The 20909-nt window shown below is 63.5% G+C and carries 17 protein-coding genes and 1 pseudogene; 14 read left to right on the top strand and 4 right to left on the bottom strand.

Annotation, left to right across the window (positions count from 1 at the left end; translation table 11 throughout):
• The first annotated feature begins 246 nt into the window (after positions 1-246).
• The 4 genes from ruvA to NXT3_RS16645 all read left to right on the top strand — a co-directional run bounded on the left by ruvA (position 247) and on the right by NXT3_RS16645 (position 4037).
• Entirely contained in the window at positions 247-864 is a 618-nt protein-coding gene (gene ruvA, locus NXT3_RS16660) for a Holliday junction branch migration protein RuvA (protein ID WP_104839711.1), read from the top strand.
• Positions 865-1011: 147 nt separating this feature from the next.
• Positions 1012-2052, top strand: a complete 1041-nt coding sequence (ruvB, locus tag NXT3_RS16655) for a Holliday junction branch migration DNA helicase RuvB (RefSeq protein ID WP_104839710.1) — start codon at positions 1012-1014, stop codon at positions 2050-2052.
• 1 nt (position 2053) lies between these two features.
• Positions 2054-2956, top strand: coding sequence for a metallophosphoesterase (locus NXT3_RS16650; RefSeq protein WP_037420042.1), 903 nt, complete (start codon positions 2054-2056; stop codon positions 2954-2956).
• A 181-nt stretch (positions 2957-3137) separates the two neighbouring features.
• Entirely contained in the window at positions 3138-4037 is a 900-nt protein-coding gene (locus NXT3_RS16645; RefSeq protein WP_037420039.1) for a metallophosphoesterase, read from the top strand.
• Positions 4038-4353: 316 nt separating this feature from the next.
• Here the strand turns inward: NXT3_RS16645 and NXT3_RS16640 are convergent, their stop codons facing one another.
• Genes NXT3_RS16640 through NXT3_RS16630 form a run of 3 tightly spaced genes read right to left on the bottom strand, consistent with a single transcriptional unit; the run spans position 4354 to position 7336 of the window.
• Positions 4354-5244 (bottom strand): NAD-dependent epimerase/dehydratase family protein, encoded by an 891-nt coding sequence (locus NXT3_RS16640; RefSeq protein ID WP_097526645.1) that lies wholly within the window; start codon positions 5242-5244, stop codon positions 4354-4356.
• On the bottom strand, positions 5241-6119 hold the full coding sequence (locus NXT3_RS16635; protein ID WP_104839709.1) for a glycosyltransferase: 879 nt from the start codon (positions 6117-6119) through the stop codon (positions 5241-5243). Before NXT3_RS16635 ends, NXT3_RS16640 begins: the two co-directional genes overlap by 4 nt.
• Entirely contained in the window at positions 6116-7336 is a 1221-nt protein-coding gene (locus NXT3_RS16630; RefSeq protein WP_037420031.1) for an NAD-dependent epimerase/dehydratase family protein, read from the bottom strand. The genes NXT3_RS16635 and NXT3_RS16630 overlap by 4 nt, the downstream gene beginning before the upstream one ends.
• A 126-nt stretch (positions 7337-7462) precedes the next feature.
• Here NXT3_RS16630 and ybgC point away from each other — a divergent pair, with 126 nt between their 5' ends.
• Entirely contained in the window at positions 7463-7927 is a 465-nt protein-coding gene (ybgC, locus tag NXT3_RS16625; RefSeq protein ID WP_037420028.1) for a tol-pal system-associated acyl-CoA thioesterase, read from the top strand.
• Here ybgC and ligD read toward each other — a convergent pair.
• Positions 7924-9667: pseudogene (ligD, locus tag NXT3_RS16620) on the bottom strand (non-homologous end-joining DNA ligase). The gene ybgC and the pseudogene ligD overlap by 4 nt on opposite strands.
• A 314-nt stretch (positions 9668-9981) precedes the next feature.
• Here ligD and tolQ point away from each other — a divergent pair.
• The 9 genes from tolQ to glmM all read left to right on the top strand — a co-directional run bounded on the left by tolQ (position 9982) and on the right by glmM (position 20861).
• Positions 9982-10701, top strand: coding sequence for a protein TolQ (gene tolQ / locus NXT3_RS16615; RefSeq protein WP_037420024.1), 720 nt, complete (start codon positions 9982-9984; stop codon positions 10699-10701).
• A gap of 27 nt (positions 10702-10728) precedes the next feature.
• Positions 10729-11181 carry a protein TolR gene (gene tolR, locus NXT3_RS16610; RefSeq protein ID WP_012709285.1) on the top strand — a complete coding sequence of 151 codons (453 nt, stop codon included), beginning with the start codon at positions 10729-10731 and terminating at the stop codon, positions 11179-11181.
• A gap of 9 nt (positions 11182-11190) precedes the next feature.
• Entirely contained in the window at positions 11191-12261 is a 1071-nt protein-coding gene (locus NXT3_RS16605) for a cell envelope integrity protein TolA (protein ID WP_097526644.1), read from the top strand.
• Between the two features lie 80 nt (positions 12262-12341).
• Positions 12342-13649 (top strand): Tol-Pal system beta propeller repeat protein TolB, encoded by a 1308-nt coding sequence (gene tolB, locus NXT3_RS16600; RefSeq protein WP_097526643.1) that lies wholly within the window; start codon positions 12342-12344, stop codon positions 13647-13649.
• A gap of 259 nt (positions 13650-13908) precedes the next feature.
• On the top strand, positions 13909-14439 hold the full coding sequence (pal, locus tag NXT3_RS16595; protein ID WP_097526642.1) for a peptidoglycan-associated lipoprotein Pal: 531 nt from the start codon (positions 13909-13911) through the stop codon (positions 14437-14439).
• Positions 14440-14630: 191 nt separating this feature from the next.
• Positions 14631-15656: a tol-pal system protein YbgF gene (gene ybgF, locus NXT3_RS16590; protein ID WP_104839708.1), complete on the top strand. Its 1026-nt coding sequence runs from the start codon at positions 14631-14633 to the stop codon at positions 15654-15656.
• Between the two features lie 10 nt (positions 15657-15666).
• Positions 15667-17004, top strand: coding sequence for a tRNA lysidine(34) synthetase TilS (tilS, locus tag NXT3_RS16585; protein ID WP_097526640.1), 1338 nt, complete (start codon positions 15667-15669; stop codon positions 17002-17004).
• 98 nt (positions 17005-17102) lie between these two features.
• Positions 17103-19040, top strand: coding sequence for an ATP-dependent zinc metalloprotease FtsH (gene ftsH, locus NXT3_RS16580; RefSeq protein ID WP_012709279.1), 1938 nt, complete (start codon positions 17103-17105; stop codon positions 19038-19040).
• Positions 19041-19508: 468 nt separating this feature from the next.
• The gene (gene glmM, locus NXT3_RS16575) at positions 19509-20861 is read left to right on the top strand and encodes a phosphoglucosamine mutase (protein ID WP_037420011.1); all 1353 of its coding nucleotides are present in this window, start codon (positions 19509-19511) and stop codon (positions 20859-20861) included.
• The last annotated feature ends 48 nt before the right edge of the window (positions 20862-20909 follow it).

Below are 20909 nucleotides of genomic sequence, written 5' to 3'. Positions count from 1 at the left end.
GGCAATGGCGGCTAAGCCCATCCCCCTCTGGCCTGCCGGCCATCTCCCCCACAAGGGGGGAGAATATGTGCCGCTGGCCACTGGTTCCTACCGAAAGGTTTCAGCAAGTGGAACGCTGCCGTGGAGGCACGGATCGTGCCACTCCTTTTCTCCCCCCTTGTGGGGAAGATGGCCGGCAGGCCAGAGGGGGTGCGCGGAACGCAAGCCTCAAAGGGACGTACAGGGACCCAGAAAGACGGAAGCCAGATGATCGGCAAACTCAAGGGCACCATCGACGAGATCGGCGAGGACTATGTCGTCCTCGACGTTCACGGGGTCGGATATGTGGCCTATTGTTCGGCCCGCACGCTCGCCAAGCTCGGCTCGACCGGCGAAGCTGCGGTGCTCTTTATCGAGACCTATGTGCGCGAAGACCAGTTGAAGCTTTTTGGCTTTCTCTCGGTCCTCGAGCGCGAATGGTTCCGCCTGCTGCAGACCGTCCAGGGAGTGGGCTCGAAGGTGGCGCTGGCGCTGCTTTCGACGCTGACACCCGGCGAACTCGCCAACGCCATCGCGCTGCAGGACAAAACGTCGGTGGCGCGCGCGCCAGGCGTCGGACCGAAGGTGGCGGTGCGCATCGTCACCGAGCTGAAGAACAAGGCTCCGGCCTTTGCCGGCGACATGGCCCCGACGATCGGCCTCAAGCAGGAACTGAGCGAGGGAGTTGCCTCTGCTCCCGTCGCCGATGCGGTGTCGGCGCTCACCAATCTCGGCTATTCACGCGACCAGGCGGCGAACGCGGTCGCCGCGGCCTTGAAGAATGGCGGCGAGGGGGGTGACAGCGCCAAGCTGATCCGCCTGGGATTGAAGGAGCTGGCGCGCTGAGGCGGGAAGCCTTTCTGCAGCCACAATGGAATAGGAGTGAGGGTGTGCGCGATCGCACTGGATTGACTGCCGCCCGCGCACTAAGGTTGGGACACGCGGGGGCGAAATCGAGCGGCCGCGCGATCCATCCCGCAACGGAAGTTTGAGATGACTGAAGCCGCACGCCTGATTGCGCCGGAAAAGCGGGGCGAGGACCTCGATGCGACGCTGCGCCCGCAGTCGCTCGACGAGTTTACCGGCCAGGCGGAAGCGCGCGCCAATCTGAAGATCTTCATCGAGGCGGCCCGCAACCGCGGCGAGGCGCTCGATCACGTTCTCTTCGTCGGCCCGCCCGGTCTCGGCAAGACGACGCTCGCGCAGATCATGGCGAAGGAGCTCGGTGTCAATTTTCGCTCGACGTCAGGACCGGTCATAGCTAAGGCCGGCGATCTCGCGGCGCTGCTCACCAATCTCGAAGAGCGCGACGTGCTGTTCATCGACGAAATCCACCGGTTGAACCCGGCGGTCGAGGAAATCCTCTATCCGGCCATGGAGGATTTCCAGCTCGACCTGATCATCGGCGAAGGGCCGGCGGCGCGCTCGGTGAAGATCGATCTTGCCAAGTTCACGCTGGTGGCGGCGACGACGCGCCTCGGTCTCTTGACAACGCCGTTGCGCGACCGCTTCGGCATCCCGGTGCGGCTCAATTTCTACACGGTCGAGGAACTGGAACTGATCGTCCGTCGCGGCGCGCGGCTGATGGGCCTCGGCATGACCGATGAGGGCGCGCGCGAAATCGCCCGCCGGGCGCGCGGCACGCCGCGCATCGCCGGCCGGCTGCTGCGCCGGGTGCGCGACTTCGCCGAGGTGGCGCGGGTCGAGGCCGTGACGCGGGAGCTTGCCGACGAGGCGCTGACGCGGTTGCTGGTCGACAATATGGGACTTGATCAGCTCGATCGCCGTTACCTGACGATGATCGCCCATAATTTCGGCGGCGGCCCCGTCGGCATCGATACGATCGCGGCCGGCCTATCGGAGCCGCGTGATGCGATCGAGGATATCATCGAACCCTATCTGATCCAGCAGGGTTTCATCCAGCGTACGCCGCGCGGCCGCGTGCTGACGGCGAACGCCTGGAAGCATTTGGGGCTCAATCCGCCGAAGGATGTCCAGGCGGCCCAATTTCGTCTGACACTCGAGGAGGATTGAGATGATCACCCGCCGCGACTTCATGAAAGTTCTCGGCGGCGGTTTCGCCAGCGCCATGGCAATCGGCGGCTATGCCTTTGCCTTCGAGCCGCTGGCGCGGCTGAACGTGACCCGCTACGAGCTGACGCCGCCCGGCTGGACGCCGGGCTTGAAGCTGCGTGTCATCGCGCTCGCCGACATCCATGCCTGCGAGCCCTGGATGTCGGCGCGGCGGATTGCTTCCATATGCGAGCGCGCCAATGCGCTTGGCGGCGATATCATCGTTCTTCTTGGAGACTATGCGTCCGGCATGAATCTCGTCACCCGCTATGTCCATTCGAGCGAGTGGTCGAAAGCGTTGTCGACGCTTCAAGCTACGCTCGGCGTCCACGCGATCATGGGCAATCATGATTGGTGGGAGGACAGGAACGCCCAGAGGAACGGCGGCGGCGAAACCTTCGGACATCGCGCCCTGGCCGAGGTCGGCATCCCGGTCTACAGCAACCGCGCCCTCCGGCTGGAGAAAGATGGTTTCGGCTTCTGGATCGCCGGGCTCGAGGACCAGCTTGCGCTTCTGCCGGGCAAGAAATGGAAGCGCAGCACAATGGGCGGGCTCGACGATCTCGGCGGGACGCTGGCGCAGGTGACTGACGAGGCGCCAGTCATCCTGCTTGCGCATGAGCCCGACATCTTCCCGACGGTACCGCCGCGGGTTTCTTTGACCCTTTCGGGACATACCCATGGCGGGCAGGTGCGGTTCATCGGCCACTCCCCGGTCGTGCCTTCCCGCTTCGGCGATCGCTACGCCTATGGCCATATCGTCGAGGAGGAGCGCAATCTGATCGTTTCGGGCGGACTTGGTTGCTCGATCGCGCCTGTTCGTTTCGGCGTACCGCCGGAGATCGTCGTCGCCGACCTGGGCTGAGGGGGCCCGACCGCATGGCTTAGGCGCGCGGCCGAATGGTGTATTTCGGTGGCGCCGCGTGCTCGCTATGATTCAGCAAGGATAGAGCCGGCCGGCGACGATGGGCGAACTTTCCTTTGCCTGGGCCGCCTCCATGAAGGCGGCCGGACGTTTGAAGTCCATCTGGAGGAGGGAAAAGTGCATGCTTGCGCGGCGTGGATTCCTCAAGCTCCTGGGCGGACTGGTGATGGCGGGATTTGGGACGACCGCCTATGCCATCGGCATCGAACCGTTGCAGCGGCCGCTTGTCACGTCCTATGCCGTGAAGCCTGCCAACTGGCCGACAGGGCTAAAGCTCAGGATCGTCGTTCTGGCGGACATCCATGCCTGCGAACCGTGGATGCCGGTACGCCGGATTGCCAGCATCTGCGATCAAGCCAGTGCGCTTGGTGGCGATATCATCCTCCTACTCGGCGATTACATGAGCAGTCTGCGTCTGACCGGTTTCGTCGAACCAGCCCGTTGGGCCGAGGCATTGGCGCGACTGAAGGCGCCGCTCGGGGTCCACGCGATCATAGGCAATCACGACTGGCTCAACGATCCGGTGGCCAGCCTAGCCGGGCACGGTCCGACCCTGGCGCACACGGCGCTCGCCGGCGTCGGTATCCCCGTCTACGACAATCGCGCGCTACGCCTCGAAAAGGACGGGCATCCCTTCTGGCTTGCCGGTCTGTCGGATCAGCTCGAGCCCTCCTATCCGGCGTCGGACGGTGCCGGTATGATCGACGGGCTCGATGACCTGCCCGGCACTCTGGCGGGCATTGACGGTGGCGATCCGATCATTCTGATGGCGCACGAACCCGATATCTTCGTCGACGTGCCCCGGTGCGTATCGCTGACGCTCGCCGGCCATACCCATGGCGGGCAGGTGAGGTTTTTGGGTTATGCGCCGCTCGTTCCGTCGCGATACGGCAACCGCTACGCTTATGGGCATATCATCGAGGACGATCGCCATATGATCGTCTCAGGCGGATTAGGTCTTTCGAATTTGCCGGTGCGGATCGGATCGCCGCCGGAGGTCGTTGCCATCGACATAGGCTAGGGCATCGGCCCGAAAACCGGACTAGATTTTCGGAAAGCTCGTAGATTCAAAGGGTTACAGCGACCTTTGCGCGTCTGAAAAGACGCGCGGCGCTGTAGCGCCATCAGGAAGGTGTCGGGCTGCCATCCCCGGCCCGGTTACGGTTGCGAGTGAGCGCAGCGTCTCCAGTATCGTGGGAAGCGGCTGTTTCCGCTGCGCCTCTTCGGTGCCGGTATTGACGAGGGACTGATAGATGAGGACGATGCCGGGGGTGAACGACCGCTTGCAGATGCCGCGCGTCAGGCATCGTGTGGCTCCTACCCTGGCGTTTCCAGCGTCAGGCGAGCAGACTTCTGACCGTTGCCTGCAATCGCTCCCGTCCGCCCGGCTGCCAGCCAAGGGCCCGGATCTTCTCGGTATTCATGCTATTGAATGCCGCCAGCGCGGCCGGGTCCGGAAGGGGGTGAGGACACCCGATGATATTCTGAACCATTGCCAGGATGCCACGATTGTCGATGAGGACATCGGAGACGTTCAACACGCCGCCCTGCAGGCGATCCAGTGGTGTTTGGAGGGCAAGGCGCACGGCAGCGGCCACATCCTCACCATGCACTTCCGTGCCGGCACGTGGCGCGATGACGCGGCCCGAGAGATAGTCATCGAAAAGCGGCTGCCATTTGTGAGCAGCGCCTTCGTCGGGTACGCCGTAGACGCCGGTCACACGCAGGCTCACAGTCTTGAATGCGGCTGTGCCCAGTGCGTCGAGTTCGTTTTCGGCTTCCAGCTTGAGCGCGCCATAGAGGCTATCGGAATTGCAGGGCGTATCTTCAAAGAGGTCTGCTCCCGGCGGCTGCTCGCCATAGACGGCCCGGCTCGACAGGAAGACGCAACGCTTCACCCCCTCATTGCGAGCCGTCTGAAACAGTCGGACGGAGCCATCGAGATTGCTGCGGCGAAAACCCTCGGGATCATTGCCTTCACCGCCACGATAGCGACCGGCGACATGCTGGAAGGCGGCATGGACGAAATGGTCGATGTGGCGGAAGGCGCCGCCCTGGTCGATATCCGGGGCGAGCGCGAGCGGGACGAAGGCGACAGGCTTCGAAAACAGGGCGCTTGCGGGTGGCGTGCGGCCGCCGACGACCACTTCATATCCGCTCGCTATCAGGTGCTCGACGATGAAGCGGCCGACGAAGCCGGTGCCGCCGGAGACGAGGACGCGGGTCATGGCAGCGTGGAGCCGGTTTGCGGCGGGCTCGGCAGAGTGGCTAGGTGAGGAACATTCTCGCCCGTCAGGTAGGCATGCCAGAGGTCGATCAGCGGCCGCAGCACGTCCGCACGCGGATGGTCCTTCTCCCAAGGCTTCTCGTACTGGTAGTGCAGTACGCCGATCGATCGCCAGTCCCACAGTTCCGGCAGGTTGAACCAGACATATTGCAGCATGTTCATCGTCACCGGCAGGCCGTGCCAGTCGGGAAAGAAGCTCTGCAGGAAGGTCTGGTCGGTGCGCGGCCAGAAGGCACCCGGCGCGTCGAGTGCCGCCAGCATGTTTTCGAAGGTCTCGAGCGACGGCTTTGCGACGAAAACGCCTGAATTCAACCGGTGAAAATCGGCAAGGCTCTCATAGACGTTCGGCGCGGCGGAAAACTCCGGATAGAGGAAGAGCTTGTCGATATTGCGCAGCACGAGCGCGTCGGCATCGATGAAGACGCAGCGCTGATATTCGACCAGCTGCCAGAGGCGAAGCTTGCAGAAATTGTCGAGCGGCGAGTGGAAGTCGGGCTTGCGTCCCTTGGTGAAGGGCGCAAGCTCGTGGACGTTGCGGCGCTGATGCCGGGCGTTGAATTCGTCCGAGAGCGGCAGCAGCTCCGTTTCGATCAGGCGACAGTCGAATTCCGTCAACGGTTCGAGGGCGACGGGCTCCACGCCGCCCGTGTAGAGCACGACGATATCCGCCGGCGTCCGCGTCAGGCGGATCGACCGCAACAGGGCCCGCGCGCCGAGCGCATAATCGGCATTGGTGACCAGCGTCACGAAAGCATCCTGGGCGGCGGCCGGGGAACAGGGGAGGCCTCCCTCCGGATGGGGCGTCGCAGGGTTCATGAGACGGATTTCAGCCGTTTGCCTTCGGGATCATGGTTGATCAAGGGGGCGATGTCCTTCGTCCAGGCGGAGACGGCCGGCACGCGCGAACGGTCGACGCGGTAGGCGAATTTCTTCGCCACGTCGACGATCTCGGAAAGCAGCCCGTCCTGGAGGCGGATCGGATCGAGCCCGAGCGCCAGGAACTTCTCGTTGTGCACGACGAGATCATTTTCGGCCGCTTCCTTGCGCGGATTGGGCAGCCAGGCGATCTCCGAGCCGGTCATCCTGGCGATCATCTCGGCGAGATCGCGGACGCGGTGCGTTTCGGTCATCTGGTTGAAGATTTCCACCCGGCTGCCGCGCGCGGGCGGGCTGTTGAGCGCAAGCTCGATGCAGCGCACCGAGTCCTGAATGTGGATGAAGGCACGGGTCTGGCCCCCGGTGCCGTGAACCGTCAGCGGGTAGCCGATCGCCGCCTGGATCAGGAAGCGATTGAGCACCGTCCCGTAGTCGCCGTCATAATCGAAGCGGTTGATGAGCTGCGGATGACGGCGCGTCTGCTCGGTATGGGTGCCCCAGACGATGCCCTGGTGCAGGTCGGTGATCCTGAGGCCGTCATTCTTCGCATAGAACTGGAAGAGCAACTGATCGAGGCACTTGGTCATGTGGTAGATCGATCCCGGATTGGACGGGTAGAGGATCTCCTGGCTGACCGTCTCGCCGCCCATGGTCTCGATCCCGACCGGCAGGTAACCTTCGGGGATCGCCGCGCCGATCGTCGAATAGCCGTAGACGCCCATGGTGCCGAGATGGACGAGATGGGCGTCGAGGTCGAGTTCGACCAGCGCGTTCAGGAGGTTATGGGTTGCGTTGACGTTGTTGTTGACGGTGTAGTTCTTGTGGCGGTCGCTCTTCATCGAATAGGGCGCGGCGCGCTGCTCGGCGAAATGCACGATCGCGTCGGGGCGATGTTCGGAAAGCCAGTTCTTCAGGAGCTCGTAGTCGCGGGCGAGGTCGATCAGGTTGAAATGGATGCGACGGCCGGTCTCCGCGTGCCAGATGCGGGTGCGCTCCTGGATGGAATCCATCGGGGTCAGGGATTGCACCCCGAGCTCCGTGTCGATCCAGCGGCGGGAGAGGTTGTCGAGAATGTGGATGTCGTGGCCCGCATCGGACAAATGCAATGCGGTGGGCCAGCCGACAAAACCGTCGCCGCCGAGGATTGCCATCTTCATGCACGATTCTCCTGATCGGGAAGGGACACGGTGACCTGATAGGATAGGATTGTGACAAAGCTGCAATGCTTGCAAATGTCTTTTTGTTCCTGCACAGGAAAAGCGAAAATCCTCCCGGAGAATGCCATGTCACTGATTTCGCTTGCCGGCGAGCTGACCGAGACCGGCCACAGTTTGATCCAGCGGGTCTATTACGAGGACACCGATTTCTCCGGCGTCGTCTACCACGCCCGCTACCTGCATTTCATGGAGCGGGCGCGAACGGATTATCTGCGGTTGCTGGGCGTGGAACAGGCCTCACTCGCCATCGAGGGGGATGCGGAAGGCCTCGTTTTCGTCGTTCACCGCATGGAAATCGACTTCAAATCGCCGGCCCGGATGGACGACATCCTGACGATCGAGACCACCACCGAGAAAGCCGGCGGCGCCAAGATGGTGCTGCAGCAGGAGATCCGTCGCGCCGGCGTGCTGCTGATCGCCGCCAAGGTGATCATCGCCGTTATCAATGGACAGGGCAAACCGCGGCGCCTGCCGGAGGCGCTGGCGACGAAGTTCCTGGCGGCGCAGAGAGCGCCCGCGCAACCGGGCTAACCGATTGCCGAGCCCAGCATCTTCTTCGTCAGCGACTGCTTGATCTCGCCGACTTCCCGCCACGGATCGGTGCCCGTCTCGATGCGCTCCAAGATGTCGGCGATGTGGAAGCTGTTGGCGGCCCCAAGCCGCTCGAGCTCGTCCCAGCCGACCGGCGTGGCGACGGGCCCGCCGGCGCGGGCGCGGGTGGAATAGGGGGCGATCGCGGTCGAGCCGCGGTCATTCCTCAGCCAGTCGATGAAGATCCGTCCCTTGCGCTTCGCCTTCGACATGGTGGCGACGAAATGCTCCGGGTCGCGCTCGGCGAAAGATTGCGCAACCCGCTTGGCGAAGGCTTTTGCCTCTTCCCATTCTGCTTGCGGTCGAAGCGGCACGATGACATGGACGCCCTTGCCGCCGGTCACCATGGCGACGGTCTGGAGGCCGATACCGGCAAGTTCGTCGCGCAGCGTGGCGGCGGCCGCCTTTACCGTGGCGAAGTCGACGCTCGGATCGGGGTCGAGGTCGAAGACCAGGCGATCGGGTTTTTCCAGGCGGCCGATCGTCGCCCCCCAGATGTGAAACTCGAGCGTGCCCATCTGCACGGCCGCGACAAGGCCCTTGGCGTCGTGGACATACATGTAGTTCTCGGTGTCGCCGGACGATTCTTCGATCGGCACCTCGCGGATCGCCTCCGGGAAACCGTCGCTGGCGTGCTTCTGGTAGAAGCAGTGCCGCTCACCGCCCTGCGGGCAGCGCACCAGCGAAAGGGGATGATCGGCTGCGAAGGGCAGCATCCGCTCCGCGACCACGGCATAGTAGCGGGCAAGGTCGATCTTGGTGATGCCCTGGCCTTCGAAGAGGATGCGCTCGGGGTGCGAGATCCGGACGCCGAGGACGTCGGCGTCGCCATTGCTGGACGACGCCTTGCTCTTCGTGGCAGCGGGTTTGCCCTTCCCCGTTTTCGGCGCGGCGTCTGTCGGTTTCACTGCTTCCAGTTTCATGGCCTCGACCTCCGTGTCCCTCGCAGAATCCATCGAACAAATGCGGCGAATCCACCTCCGCCACCAGCCGGCTTCAGTGCTTGAGAGCTTCGTCCTTATCGGCAATCGCGCCTGCCTTTAGGTTGGCGGCGGTGCTCCTGTTGGAATGCCAGACGCGCGCCCGTTTCTCGCCCTTGCCTCGAGCGATCTCGTCCATTGTGCGGCCGGTGACCACGCTAGTAAGATTCTCCTGGATCAGGCTCTCGCCGTCCTCAGAGGCGATCTCGTCGGTTTCCTTGACGAGCAGCCAGTTTTCCCGCTTGTCGCCGTCGCGCTTCCGCATGCGCACGAGCGCCCAGCCACCTTTCATCCGGCTGCCGTGCAATTTGAAGGAAAGCTTGCCCCTCCTCAGAGCCTTCGTCGGGTCGTCTTCCGGCTCCCACCAGCCTGTGTCCCAGAGCATCACCGTGCCGCCGCCATATTCTCCTTCCGGTATCGTGCCCTCGAAGTCTCCATAGGCGAGGGGGTGATCCTCGGTGCGCACGGCAAGGCGCTTGTCTCCCGGGTTGAGACTGGGGCCGCGCGTGACCGCCCAGCTCTTCAGCACGCCCTCCCATTCGAGGCGAAAGTCGTAGTGCAGGCGTGTGGCGTCGTGCTTCTGGACCAGGAAGCGCTTCCGGTCACCGCTGGTCCGCGCGACCTTGCCCTTGGGCTCGCGTGTCTTGGTGAAGTCGCGGCGCCGGTTGTATTCGGAGAGCGGTTCGTTTCGAGCGGCCATGGGTGATCCCAAACCGATTCCGGTTCGGCTCCGAAACGTGCAAGAGCCGGCGAAGTTCCTTGCCGTGCCGCCGGCAAGCATCGCTTCGGTAACACTCCCTTAACGATAATAGTGTCTTTATCTGTGTATCAGGATTTGTGCAGTGCACGTCATCCTTTGACCAAAATTGACGGCAAGAAGGCAAGCTGAAGCGAGTATATCGCAATCGCCGCGAATGGCAGCGATGCCGGGGCATTTTGCAGCAGGACGTTTGGGCGACCCGGTCATGAGCATGCGTTGCTCTGCCGGGTGTTTGGATTCGGGGACTGAGATCGATGGAACAGGTTGGATTGGCCGCGACGAGCGATGTGACCCTCTGGTCGCTGTTCATGCAAGCAGGCTTGGTGGTCAAGCTGGTCATGCTGGGGCTGATTGCAGCTTCGGTCTGGACCTGGGCGATCGTCGTCGACAAGTCGCTGAACTACGGGCGCGTTCGCCGCCAGCTGGACAATTTCGAGCAGGTCTTCTGGTCCGGCCAGTCGCTCGAGGAGCTCTATCGTACGCTCTCCGATCGTCAGACGACCGGCATGGGCGCGATCTTCGTCTCGGCGATGCGCGAGTGGAAGAAGAGCTTCGAACGCGGCGCCCGCTCGCCGATCGGCCTGCAGATGCGCATCGACCGCGCCATGGATGTGACGCTCGCCCGCGAATCCGAAACGCTCGAGGCGCGGCTCGGTTCGCTCGCGACGATCGGTTCGGCGGCTCCGTTCATCGGCCTCTTCGGCACCGTCGTCGGTATCATGACCTCGTTCCAGGCGATCGCCGGCTCGAAGTCGACCAACCTCGCCGTCGTTGCGCCGGGTATCGCCGAGGCGCTGCTGGCGACAGCCATCGGCCTGCTCGCCGCTATTCCCGCCGTCATCGCCTATAACAAGTTCACTGCCGACGCCGGCAAGCTGACCGCCCGCATGGAGGCCTTCGCCGACGAGTTCTCCGCCATCCTGTCGCGGCAGATCGACGAGAAGCTGCAACCTTCGCGCCAGGCCGCGCAATAACGACCTTCGGGCACGGAGACGACGCTGATGGGTATGGCAGTAGGCGGAGCCAAGGGCTCGGGCGGCGGACGCCGTCGGCGCAGAGGCAAGGGCGGCACGATCAGCGAAATCAACGTGACGCCGCTCGTCGACGTCATGCTCGTGCTGTTGATCATCTTCATGGTGGCGGCACCGATGATGACGGTGGGCGTGCCGATCGACCTGCCGGAAACGCAGGCGAAGGCGATGAATGCCGACACCCAGCCGATCACCGTCTCGGTCAATCCGGCCGGCGAGATCTTCCTGCAGGAGACGCCGATCGGCATCGACGAAGTCGTTCCGAAGCTCGAGGCGATCGCCACGACCGGCTACAACGAGCGCATCTATGTGCGCGGCGACACCAATGCCGACTACGGCACGGTGATGAAGGTCATGGCGCGCATCTCGGCGGCCGGCTTCAAGAATCTCGGGCTCGTAACGCTTCAAGAACAGGAAAAGTGATCCCCGGAGATGAAGGGCGGTCTTGCTACATCTGCTGTCCTCCACGCTCTGGTTCTGACCTGGGCGCTGGTGTCGCTTGGCAGCCCGGCCGAATTCGAGGTCGCGGATGTCGAGGCGCTGCCGGTCGACATCGTGCCGATCACCGACATGACCCAGATCCAGCAGGGCGACAAGAAGGCACCGGCCAAGGAAAAGGCTTCGCCCGTCCCAACCAAGAAGCCGACACCGGTCGAGAACGCCGAGAATATCGGCGACAACGACGTCGACCTGAAGACGCCGCCGAAACCTGAAAGCAAGCCCGTCGAGAACGAATCTGCCGCCGCCCCCGAAAAGACCGAGAAGGCGCCGCCGACACCCGATCCGGTGAAGGAGGAAATCCAGAAGGTCGAGGAGCCCAAGCCGGCTTCGGAGCCGGCGACCGAAGTTGCCGCACTCCCGGAACCGAAACAGGAAGTGAAGCCGGAGACCAAACCGGAGCCGGCGCCCGCCGAGGAACAGCCGGCCGAAAATCCGGAGGCCGAGGCGTTGCCTGACAAGGTCCCCACCCCGCAAGTCAAGCCGAAGGTCGAAAAGCCGGCCCAGACGGCAAAGACCCCGGAGCGCAAGAAGGAAGAGACCAAGAAGGAGCAGAAGAAGGCATCCTCCCAGAAGGAGAGCGACTTCAACGCCGACGAGATTGCGGCGCTGCTCAACAAGCAGGAGTCTTCCGGCGGCGGCGCCAAGCGCTCGACGGAGGAAGCGGCGCTCGGCGGCAAGAAGACGACGAGCGGCAACACGCTTTCGCAGAGTGAAATGGACGCACTGCGCGGCCAGATCCAGAACAATTGGTCGATCATTCCCGGCATGGCCGATGCGGCGGACGTGCGCATCAAGGTGACCTTCCAGCTCGATCAGAACGGTGAGTTGATCGGCGAGCCGGAAGTCGAAGCGACCGGCGGCTCGGAAGCGGCACGCCGGGCGCTTGCCAGCGGTGCGCGACGTGCCGTTCTTAAATCAGCTCCTTTCACGGGGCTGCCCCCAGACAAGTACGATTCGTGGAGCGAGGTGGTCGTCAACTTCGACCCAAGCTCAATGCTCTAGACAGGTTGGGCGTGATGTGAGCGGAAGGCCGCGCACAGTTTTCCTCGCCCGCCCAGAAGGATGAAAGGCTGAAAGGCTTTATGGAAATGCTGAGACGCAATCTTCTCCGTCTTTTCACGTTGATGTTCGCAGGCGCGCTTTTTGCTGCGCCGGCAAACGCGGTCGTGGAGATCGACATCAACAAGGGCAATGTCGAGCCGTTGCCGATCGCGGTGACCGACTTCCTCCAGGGCGAGCTCGCCCAGAAGATTTCCGACGTGGTCGCCGCCGATCTCAAGCGCTCCGGGCTTTTCGCACCGATCGACAAGGGTGCCTTCATTGAGAAAATCGCCAACCCCGATGCCGCTCCGCGCTTCGAGGACTGGAAGGTCATCAATGCGCAGGCGCTGGTCATCGGCCGGGTAACCCAAGAAGGTGACGGCAGGCTGAAGGCGGAATTCCGTCTTTGGGACACATTCGCCGGTCAGCAGATGCTCGGCCAGCAATTCTATACCCAGCCGGAAAACTGGCGTCGCGTCGCCCATATCATCGCTGACGCGATCTATGAGCGGATCACCGGCGAAAAGGGCTATTTCGACACGCGCATCGTCTATGTCGCCGAAAGCGGACCGAAGAATGCCCGCAAGCGGCAGCTCGCGATCATGGACCAGGACGGCTTCAACGCCCGCGCGCTCACCAATTCGAACGACATCGTGCTGACGCCGCGCTTCTCGCCGAACCGTCAGGAAATCACCTACATGTCCTTCGAGAACCAGCAGCCGCGCGTCTATCTGCTGCAGCTCGAAACCGGGCAGCGCGAAGTGGTCGGAAATTTCCCGGGCATGACCTTTGCGCCGCGCTTCTCGCCGGACGGGCAGCGGGTGATCATGAGCCTGCAGCAGGAAGGCAACGCCAACATCTATACGATGGACCTGCGTTCGCGCACGACGACGCGGCTGACCAACACTGCTGCGATCGACACCTCGCCTTCCTACTCGCCCGATGGTGCCCGGGTCGTTTTCGAAAGTGACCGTGGCGGCAAGCAGCAGCTCTATGTCATGGGTGCGGACGGCTCCGGCCAGACCCGCATTTCCTTCGGCGACGGTTCCTATTCGACGCCGGTCTGGTCGCCGCGCGGCGATCTGATCGCCTTCACCAAGCAGTCGGGCGGCAAGTTCTCGATCGGCGTGATGAAGCCGGACGGCTCCGGCGAGCGTATTCTCACGACCGGCTTCCACAACGAGGGCCCGACCTGGGCGCCGAACGGCCGCGTGCTGATGTTCTTCCGCCAGAATGCCGGTGCCGGCGGGCCACAGCTCTATTCGATCGACCTGACCGGCTATAACGAGCAGCTCATCCAGACCCAGGGCTTCGCCTCCGACCCAGCCTGGTCGCCGCTGATGGAATAGATTGGCCGAAAAGGGATGCGAGCGGCTGTCGCCCGCATCCCGCCTCTCGCATCATTCGTCCACAGGTGCGGCGGGTTTCGTCCACAGGCATGGCGGCAATTGTGGCCGATGTGCCGCTTTCTCGCCGCAAAGTGCTGGTCTAGCAGGCGCCCGACGCAGATTCTCGATTTGTTAACCATAACTGTTGAAAAGCAATTAACCGCTTCCGGTTACAGTCTGGCAACCGTGAATTCAGACACTTCTCAAGGAGACCCGGCCCATGAGCCGAATTGACAGCCCGGCAGCAAGCCGCATGCAGACCCTCGCCCGCAATCCCGTCATGCTCGCTCTCGTGATGACACTTGCCGTCGCCGGCTGCGCTTCCAAGAAGAACATGCCGAACGATGCCGCCGGCCTCGGCCTTGGCGCAGGCGCTGCGACGCCGGGCTCGCAGCAGGACTTCACCGTCAATGTCGGCGACCGCATCTTCTTCGATACCGATTCTAGCTCGATCCGTGCCGACGCCCAAGCAACGCTCGACCGCCAGGCGCAGTGGCTGGCGAAGTACCCGAACTATGCCATCACCGTCGAGGGCCATGCCGACGAGCGCGGCACCCGCGAATACAACCTGGCGCTCGGCGCCCGCCGCGCCGCTGCGACGCGCGAGTACCTCATCGGCCGCGGCGTTCCCGCGAACCGCATGCGGACGATCTCCTACGGCAAGGAAAAGCCGGTCGCCGTCTGCGACGACATTTCCTGCTGGTCGCAGAACCGCCGCGCCGTCACCGTTCTCGGCGGTGCGGGAAGCTGATAGCCGGCGATTTGAATGGTTTTTTGAAGGGGCGGCCGCGGGCCGCCTTTTCTTTTTTACCACACTTTGGCCGAACTCCGTTGCTTTTTCACGGCAATTGGAAAACTGTGCGGCACTCGCCCTATGGAATCGTCGTATGTACTGCGGAGCGTGGTCCGGGTGAGAACAATCTATCGAACAGGACAAATGAGATGAAGAAATTTGTCGTGGCAGGGCTGGTTGGTCTTGCGGCCCTTGCGGGTCTCGGCCAAACGGCAAATGCCATGCCGCTCTCGGGGCTCTTGCCCCGCGCGACCCATGCCGCTGCCGCCAGCAAGGGCGACCTGCCGGTGGTGAAGGTGCAATCGACCGACGTCGGCCGGATCGGCCAACTCGAGGAACAGATCCGCTCGCTCAACGGGCGTATCGAGGAAATGAGCTTCCAGCTTCTGCAGATGCAGGAGCAGATCCGGAAGTTCCAGGAGGATAACGAGTTCCGCTTCCAGGATCTGGAAGGCGGCAAGTCCTCTTCAAAGAAAAGCGGCGCACTTGAAACGCCGAAGTCCAGCGATCAGGCGTCCGTCACCCCCGAGGTGACGGATAGCCCGGCGACGACTGCCCCCGCGGACGGCACCGGCATCGCAAGCGCCGATCCGAATGCCGCAGGCGCGGCACCGCCGCCAAGCACGCTCGGCACGATCATCTTCGATGAAAACGGCAATCCGGTCTCGACGACGACGGGTACTGAGCCCGGCGCCAACGCCACGCTTCCGGGCGTGGATAGCGGGATTGCCACTCAAGACGATGGCGGCCTCAACGCCAATCCCGGAAACGAGCAGCAGACCGCTGCCCTCGGCAATCCGGGCGATCTTTATCAATCGGCCTACGGCCATGTCCTCTCCGGCGATTATGGCATGGCGGAGCAGGAGTTCCGCGACTACCTCGCGGCTTTCCCGGAGGGCGACAAGGCGGCCGACGCAAGCTTCTGGATGGGCGAAGCTCAATATTCCCAGGGCAAGTACAACGAGTCCGCGAAGACCTTCCTGAATGCCCATCAGACTTACGGCAAGTCGCCGAAGGCGCCCGAAATGCTGCTCAAGCTCGGCATGTCGCTCGGGGCGCTCGACAACAAGGAAACCGCCTGCGCCACCTTGCGCGAGGTGAACAAGCGTTATCCCAAGGCATCGGCTGCGGTTAAGGCGAAGGTGACGAGCGAACAGAGCCGCTTCGGCTGCTGAGGCCATCCCTATGCCAGAGGCCGTCATCGCTGCGGCAAGACGTTTTCTCAAATCCTTTATCAAGCCAGGGCGGATTCTCGTCGCCATTTCCGGGGGCAGCGATTCCAAGGGGCTGCTCAGTGCGCTTCACGAAGCGCTCGATACTCATGAATTCAACGGGTTCTCACTCGCCGCCTGCACGGTCGATCATGCCTTGAGGCCGGAGTCCGCCGGTGAGGCTGCGGCCGTCGGGGCATTCTGCGCCGGGCTTGGCATTCCCCACCGGATCGGTCATTGGCAGGGCGACAAACCACGCTCGGGCATTCAGGCGGCGGCCCGTCGGAAGCGCTACGACTTGCTGGCCGAAGCGGCAGCCGCTTTCGCTGCCGACTGTATCGTCACCGGCCACACGCGCGATGATCAGAACGAGACGATTGCCATGCGCGCTGCGCGCGACGAGGGTCGGGGCCCCGGCAGCGCCGGAATGGCGGCGGCCATGCTCTTCGGGCGCCGCATTTGGGTGCTGCGACCATTCATTCGGGTGCGCCGTGCCGATATCCGCACCTTCCTGGAGGCGCGCGGCATTGGCTGGCTCGACGATCCGAGCAATGAAAATCCCTTGTTCGAGCGCGCCCGGGTGCGTGCCCGCCTCGCGGTTGCGGAGCATGCGCCGGGCTCTCAGCGGGACGGCCTGCTGCGTGCCGCCTCCTCGGCAAGAGCGGCTGCCTTGCTACTGGAGCATCTGCGCGTTCACGAGGGACTCGTCGCCGAGGTCGCGGCGGCGCAGGCCGGACGGATGGACGATGCCGACTGGCGCCGCGCCTTGATGACCGTCGCAGCGGTGATCGGCGGCCGCGAACATCCGCCGGGGCGGGCAACGGTCGAGCGGCTGTCAGGCTTTCTGCGATCGGGCGAGGTGGGACGGATGACCGCGGGCCGCGTCGTTTTCGACCGGCGCCGAGACGGCCTTTATCTTTATCGCGAGGAGCGCGATCTGCCGCTCCTGAGGTTGGGCGCAGGGGAGAGCGGTTCCTGGGACGGCCGGTTCACCATAGCGAGCCTCGGCCCGGCCCTGACGATCAGCGCGGAGGGCGAGGGCGGCATGTGGCGGCAGAGGCTTATTGCCGCAGGACTGCCGGAGGGGATTGCCAAGAGGGCGTCGCTGGTGGCACCTCGCGCCGAGCCAGCGGACAGCGCCGGCTCCGGCGCCGAGACCGCAGCGGCGAGGCTCGAATGCCGGATCGGCCCCTACGACACCTTTTTGCCGGGTTTCGACAGGAGCATGGCAGATACGATCGCGCTGTTGTTCGGGCGCGACAGATATGCCCCGCCGCCGGTTGAAGACGTTTTGACAGAAATGGAAGGGTGACCGGCGGTTTTCCTTGGCAAGGCGATGCCGGAACCCTATGTTAAGGGCATACAGCAGCCCGGCGAAAGCGCGGGCTGTCACAGGTTCCGGGGAGTTCGATGAACCCTAATTTTCGAAATTTTGCCCTCTGGGCAATCATAGCGCTTCTCCTGATCGCGCTGTTCAGCATGTTCCAGCAGCCGACAGAGCGCACGGGCTCGCGTGAAATTCCCTTCTCGCAATTCCTGAAGGACGTCGACGCCAGCCGCGTCAAGGAAGTTGTGATCACCGGCTCCAAGGTGATCGGCAGCTACACCGAAAGCGGTGCGACGTTCCAGACCTATGCCCCCGCCGTCGACACCGCCTTGACCGAGCGGCTCGAGGCGAAGGATGTAACGGTGACGGTGCGTCCGGAAACCGACGGTTCTTCCGGCTTCCTGAGCTATATCGGCACCCTGTTGCCGATGCTTCTGATCCTCGGCGTCTGGCTGTTTTTCATGCGCCAGATGCAAGGCGGCTCGCGCGGCGCTATGGGCTTCGGCAAGTCCAAGGCCAAGCTGCTGACGGAGGCGCATGGCCGCGTGACCTTTGACGACGTCGCCGGCGTCGACGAGGCCAAGCAGGACCTCGAGGAAATCGTCGAATTCCTGCGTGATCCGCAGAAGTTCCAGCGGCTCGGCGGCCGCATCCCGCGCGGCGTGCTGCTGGTCGGCCCGCCCGGTACCGGCAAGACGCTGCTTGCCCGCTCGGTTGCGGGTGAGGCGAACGTGCCCTTCTTCACCATCTCCGGGTCCGACTTCGTCGAAATGTTCGTCGGTGTCGGTGCCTCGCGCGTCCGCGACATGTTCGAGCAGGCGAAGAAGAACGCGCCCTGCATCATCTTCATCGACGAAATCGACGCGGTCGGCCGTCATCGTGGCGCCGGCCTCGGCGGCGGCAATGACGAGCGTGAGCAGACGCTGAACCAGTTGCTCGTCGAGATGGACGGCTTCGAGGCCAATGAAGGCATCATCCTGATCGCCGCGACGAACCGCCCCGACGTGCTGGATCCGGCGCTGTTGCGTCCCGGCCGCTTCGACCGCCAGGTCGTCGTGCCGAACCCGGACATCAACGGCCGCGAGCGAATCCTCAAGGTACATGTCCGCAATGTGCCTCTGGCGCCGAATGTCGACCTCAAGGTTCTGGCGCGCGGTACGCCCGGCTTCTCCGGCGCCGACCTGATGAACCTCGTCAACGAGGCGGCGCTGATGGCGGCGCGGCGCAACAAGCGCCTCGTCACCATGCAGGAGTTCGAGGACGCCAAGGACAAGATCATGATGGGTGCGGAGCGTCGCTCCTCCGCCATGACCGAAGCCGAGAAGAAACTCACCGCCTATCACGAGGCCGGTCACGCGATCGTCGCCCTCAACGTTCCTTCGGCCGATCCGCTGCACAAGGCGACGATCATCCCCCGCGGCCGCGCGCTCGGCATGGTGATGCAACTACCCGAAGGCGACCGCTATTCGATGAGCTACAAGTGGATGATCTCACGCCTTGCCATCATGATGGGCGGGCGCGTCGCCGAGGAACTGACCTTCGGCAAGGAGAACATCACCTCCGGCGCATCGTCCGATATCGAGCAGGCGACGAAGCTTGCGCGGGCAATGGTCACGCAATGGGGCTTCTCCGACCAACTCGGCCAGGTTGCCTATGGCGAAAACCAGCAGGAGGTCTTCCTCGGCCACTCCGTGGCGCAGCAGAAGAACGTCTCCGAAGCGACCGCCCAGAAGATCGACAACGAGATCCGCCGCCTGATCGACGACGCCTATGAAGCGGCGCGCAGCATCCTGACCGAAAAGCACCATGAGTTCGTGGCGCTCGCGGAGGGACTCTTGGAGTACGAGACGCTGACCGGCGACGAGATCAAGGCGCTGATCCGCGGCGAGAAGCCGGCACGCGATCTTGGCGACGACACACCGCCGCATCGTGGGTCGGCGGTGCCGTCGGCCGGCACGAAGAAGGAAGTCGGCAACAAGGGCGAGGAACCCGAAGGCGGCTTCGAGCCGCAGCCGCAGTAATTGAGCCGGCGTCCACGGCCATGCCAATCAAAACCGCCGCTTCCGAAGGGAGCGGCGGTTTTTTGCGGCCTCATGCATGTCGCCCAAAAGTGTGCAGCAGTTTTGGGATAACGACTGTACAAGACAAAGACCTACAGCGCGCCGCGTGAATACGTTTGAAACGCGACGCGTTTAGAGTCATCGCCAAGCACGGCGCGCTTGATAACGCCCTGTAATGATTTCTGATGGTAGTGTTGCTGCCGTTTGTTGTGCATTTGTGTCAAAGATGGCGCAAAGCCGCCCCATTTACCGTTTCGACGGGAAGGGGCTTACTATAGTTGAAGCGAGGGGAGGAAGCGCGGCCGCGTTTCCAGTCCCTCTTCGAAAGGCCCGCAGGCGAGGTCCGGGGACATGAAGACTAGTCGCGGAACACGCAACCAGACGCGCCCGGCAAAAGAGATCCTGCCGAAGCAGGACGATGGAGTTCTTATGAAGCGCAAGTATTTCGGCACCGATGGTATTCGCGGCCAATCCAATATATTCCCGATGACCGCCGATCTCGCCATGCGCGTCGGCGTTGCGGTCGGAACCATTTTCCGCAACGGCGCGCATCGTCACCGCGTGGTGATCGGCAAGGACACGCGACTTTCGGGCTATATGCTGGAAAACGCCATGGTGGCGGGCTTCACCGCCGCCGGTCTCGACGTCTTCCTGCTCGGGCCGATCCCGACGCCTGGCGTTGCGATGCTGACGCGGTCGCTCCGCGCCGATATCGGGGTGATGATCTCGGCCTCGCACAACCCGTTCCGCGACAACGGCATCAAGCTGTTCGGGCCGGACGGCTACAAGCTCTCCGACGACATCGAGGAAAAGATCGAGGAGCTCATCGACCAGGACATGTCGGGGCAGCTTGCCAAGCCCGAGGACATCGGCCGGGCCAAGCGCGTCGACGGTGACATCTACCGCTATATCGAGCAGGCGAAGCGCACGCTGCCGCGCGACGTCACCCTGAAGGGACTGAGGATCGCCATCGATTGCGCGAACGGCGCCGCCTACAAGGTCGCTCCCCTGGCGCTTTGGGAACTCGGTGCCGAGGTGGTATCGATCGGCACCGAGCCGAACGGCGTCAACATCAATCTCGAATGCGGCTCGACGCATCCGGAGGCCCTGCAGAAGAAGGTTCACGAGGTGCGGGCCGACATCGGCATTGCACTCGACGGCGACGCCGACCGGGTGCTGATCGTCGACGAGAAGGGCACGGTGATCGATGGAGACCAGCTGATGGCGGTGATTGCCGACAGCTGGGCGGCCGACGGCATGCTGCAGGGCGGCGGCATCGCGGCCACCGTCATGTCGAATCTCGGTCTCGAGCGCTATCTCCAGACGCGACGGCTGAAGCTCCACCGCACCAAGGTCGGCGACCGCTATGTCGTCGAACAGATGCGGCAGGACGGGCTGAACGTCGGCGGCGAGCAGTCCGGCCACATCGTCCTTTCCGATTTCGGCACGACGGGGGATGGCCTCGTCGCGGCGCTGCAGATCCTCGCCGTCGTCAAGCGGCAGGGCAAGGCCGTGAGCGAGGTTTGCCGACGCTTCGAGCCGGTGCCGCAAGTCTTGAAGAATGTCCGCGTTTCCACGGGCAAGCCGCTGGAACATGAGTCGGTACGCCAGGCGATCGCCGACGCCGAAGCGGAGCTCGCCAAGGGCGGCCGGCTTCTGATCCGCCCTTCCGGCACCGAGCCCCTGATCCGCGTGATGGCGGAAGGCGACGACCGCGGCAAGGTCGAGCGCATCGTCGACGAACTGGTCAACGTGATCGGCAGCGTGCGCAACGCCGCCTGACCGAAGCCGCCCGTTCCGGATCGACGAAGGCGCGGCCTTCGCTGGCCG

It is taken from the genome of Sinorhizobium fredii, assembly GCF_002944405.1.
Taxonomy (GTDB): domain Bacteria; phylum Pseudomonadota; class Alphaproteobacteria; order Rhizobiales; family Rhizobiaceae; genus Sinorhizobium; species Sinorhizobium fredii_C.
The sequence above is the reverse complement of the archived record's forward strand: the minus strand, read 5'-3'. Positions and strand labels throughout refer to the sequence as shown.

Coding starts and splice junctions, on each gene's coding strand:
- ruvA (WP_104839711.1), top strand. CDS start 247: ATGATCGGCAAACTCAAGGGCACCATCGACGAGATCGGCGAGGACTAT.
- ruvB (WP_104839710.1), top strand. CDS start 1,012: ATGACTGAAGCCGCACGCCTGATTGCGCCGGAAAAGCGGGGCGAGGAC.
- NXT3_RS16650 (WP_037420042.1), top strand. CDS start 2,054: ATGATCACCCGCCGCGACTTCATGAAAGTTCTCGGCGGCGGTTTCGCC.
- NXT3_RS16645 (WP_037420039.1), top strand. CDS start 3,138: ATGCTTGCGCGGCGTGGATTCCTCAAGCTCCTGGGCGGACTGGTGATG.
- NXT3_RS16640 (WP_097526645.1), bottom strand. CDS start 5,244: ATGACCCGCGTCCTCGTCTCCGGCGGCACCGGCTTCGTCGGCCGCTTC.
- NXT3_RS16635 (WP_104839709.1), bottom strand. CDS start 6,119: ATGAACCCTGCGACGCCCCATCCGGAGGGAGGCCTCCCCTGTTCCCCG.
- NXT3_RS16630 (WP_037420031.1), bottom strand. CDS start 7,336: ATGAAGATGGCAATCCTCGGCGGCGACGGTTTTGTCGGCTGGCCCACC.
- ybgC (WP_037420028.1), top strand. CDS start 7,463: ATGTCACTGATTTCGCTTGCCGGCGAGCTGACCGAGACCGGCCACAGT.
- tolQ (WP_037420024.1), top strand. CDS start 9,982: ATGGAACAGGTTGGATTGGCCGCGACGAGCGATGTGACCCTCTGGTCG.
- tolR (WP_012709285.1), top strand. CDS start 10,729: ATGGGTATGGCAGTAGGCGGAGCCAAGGGCTCGGGCGGCGGACGCCGT.
- NXT3_RS16605 (WP_097526644.1), top strand. CDS start 11,191: ATGAAGGGCGGTCTTGCTACATCTGCTGTCCTCCACGCTCTGGTTCTG.
- tolB (WP_097526643.1), top strand. CDS start 12,342: ATGGAAATGCTGAGACGCAATCTTCTCCGTCTTTTCACGTTGATGTTC.
- pal (WP_097526642.1), top strand. CDS start 13,909: ATGAGCCGAATTGACAGCCCGGCAGCAAGCCGCATGCAGACCCTCGCC.
- ybgF (WP_104839708.1), top strand. CDS start 14,631: ATGAAGAAATTTGTCGTGGCAGGGCTGGTTGGTCTTGCGGCCCTTGCG.
- tilS (WP_097526640.1), top strand. CDS start 15,667: ATGCCAGAGGCCGTCATCGCTGCGGCAAGACGTTTTCTCAAATCCTTT.
- ftsH (WP_012709279.1), top strand. CDS start 17,103: ATGAACCCTAATTTTCGAAATTTTGCCCTCTGGGCAATCATAGCGCTT.
- glmM (WP_037420011.1), top strand. CDS start 19,509: ATGAAGCGCAAGTATTTCGGCACCGATGGTATTCGCGGCCAATCCAAT.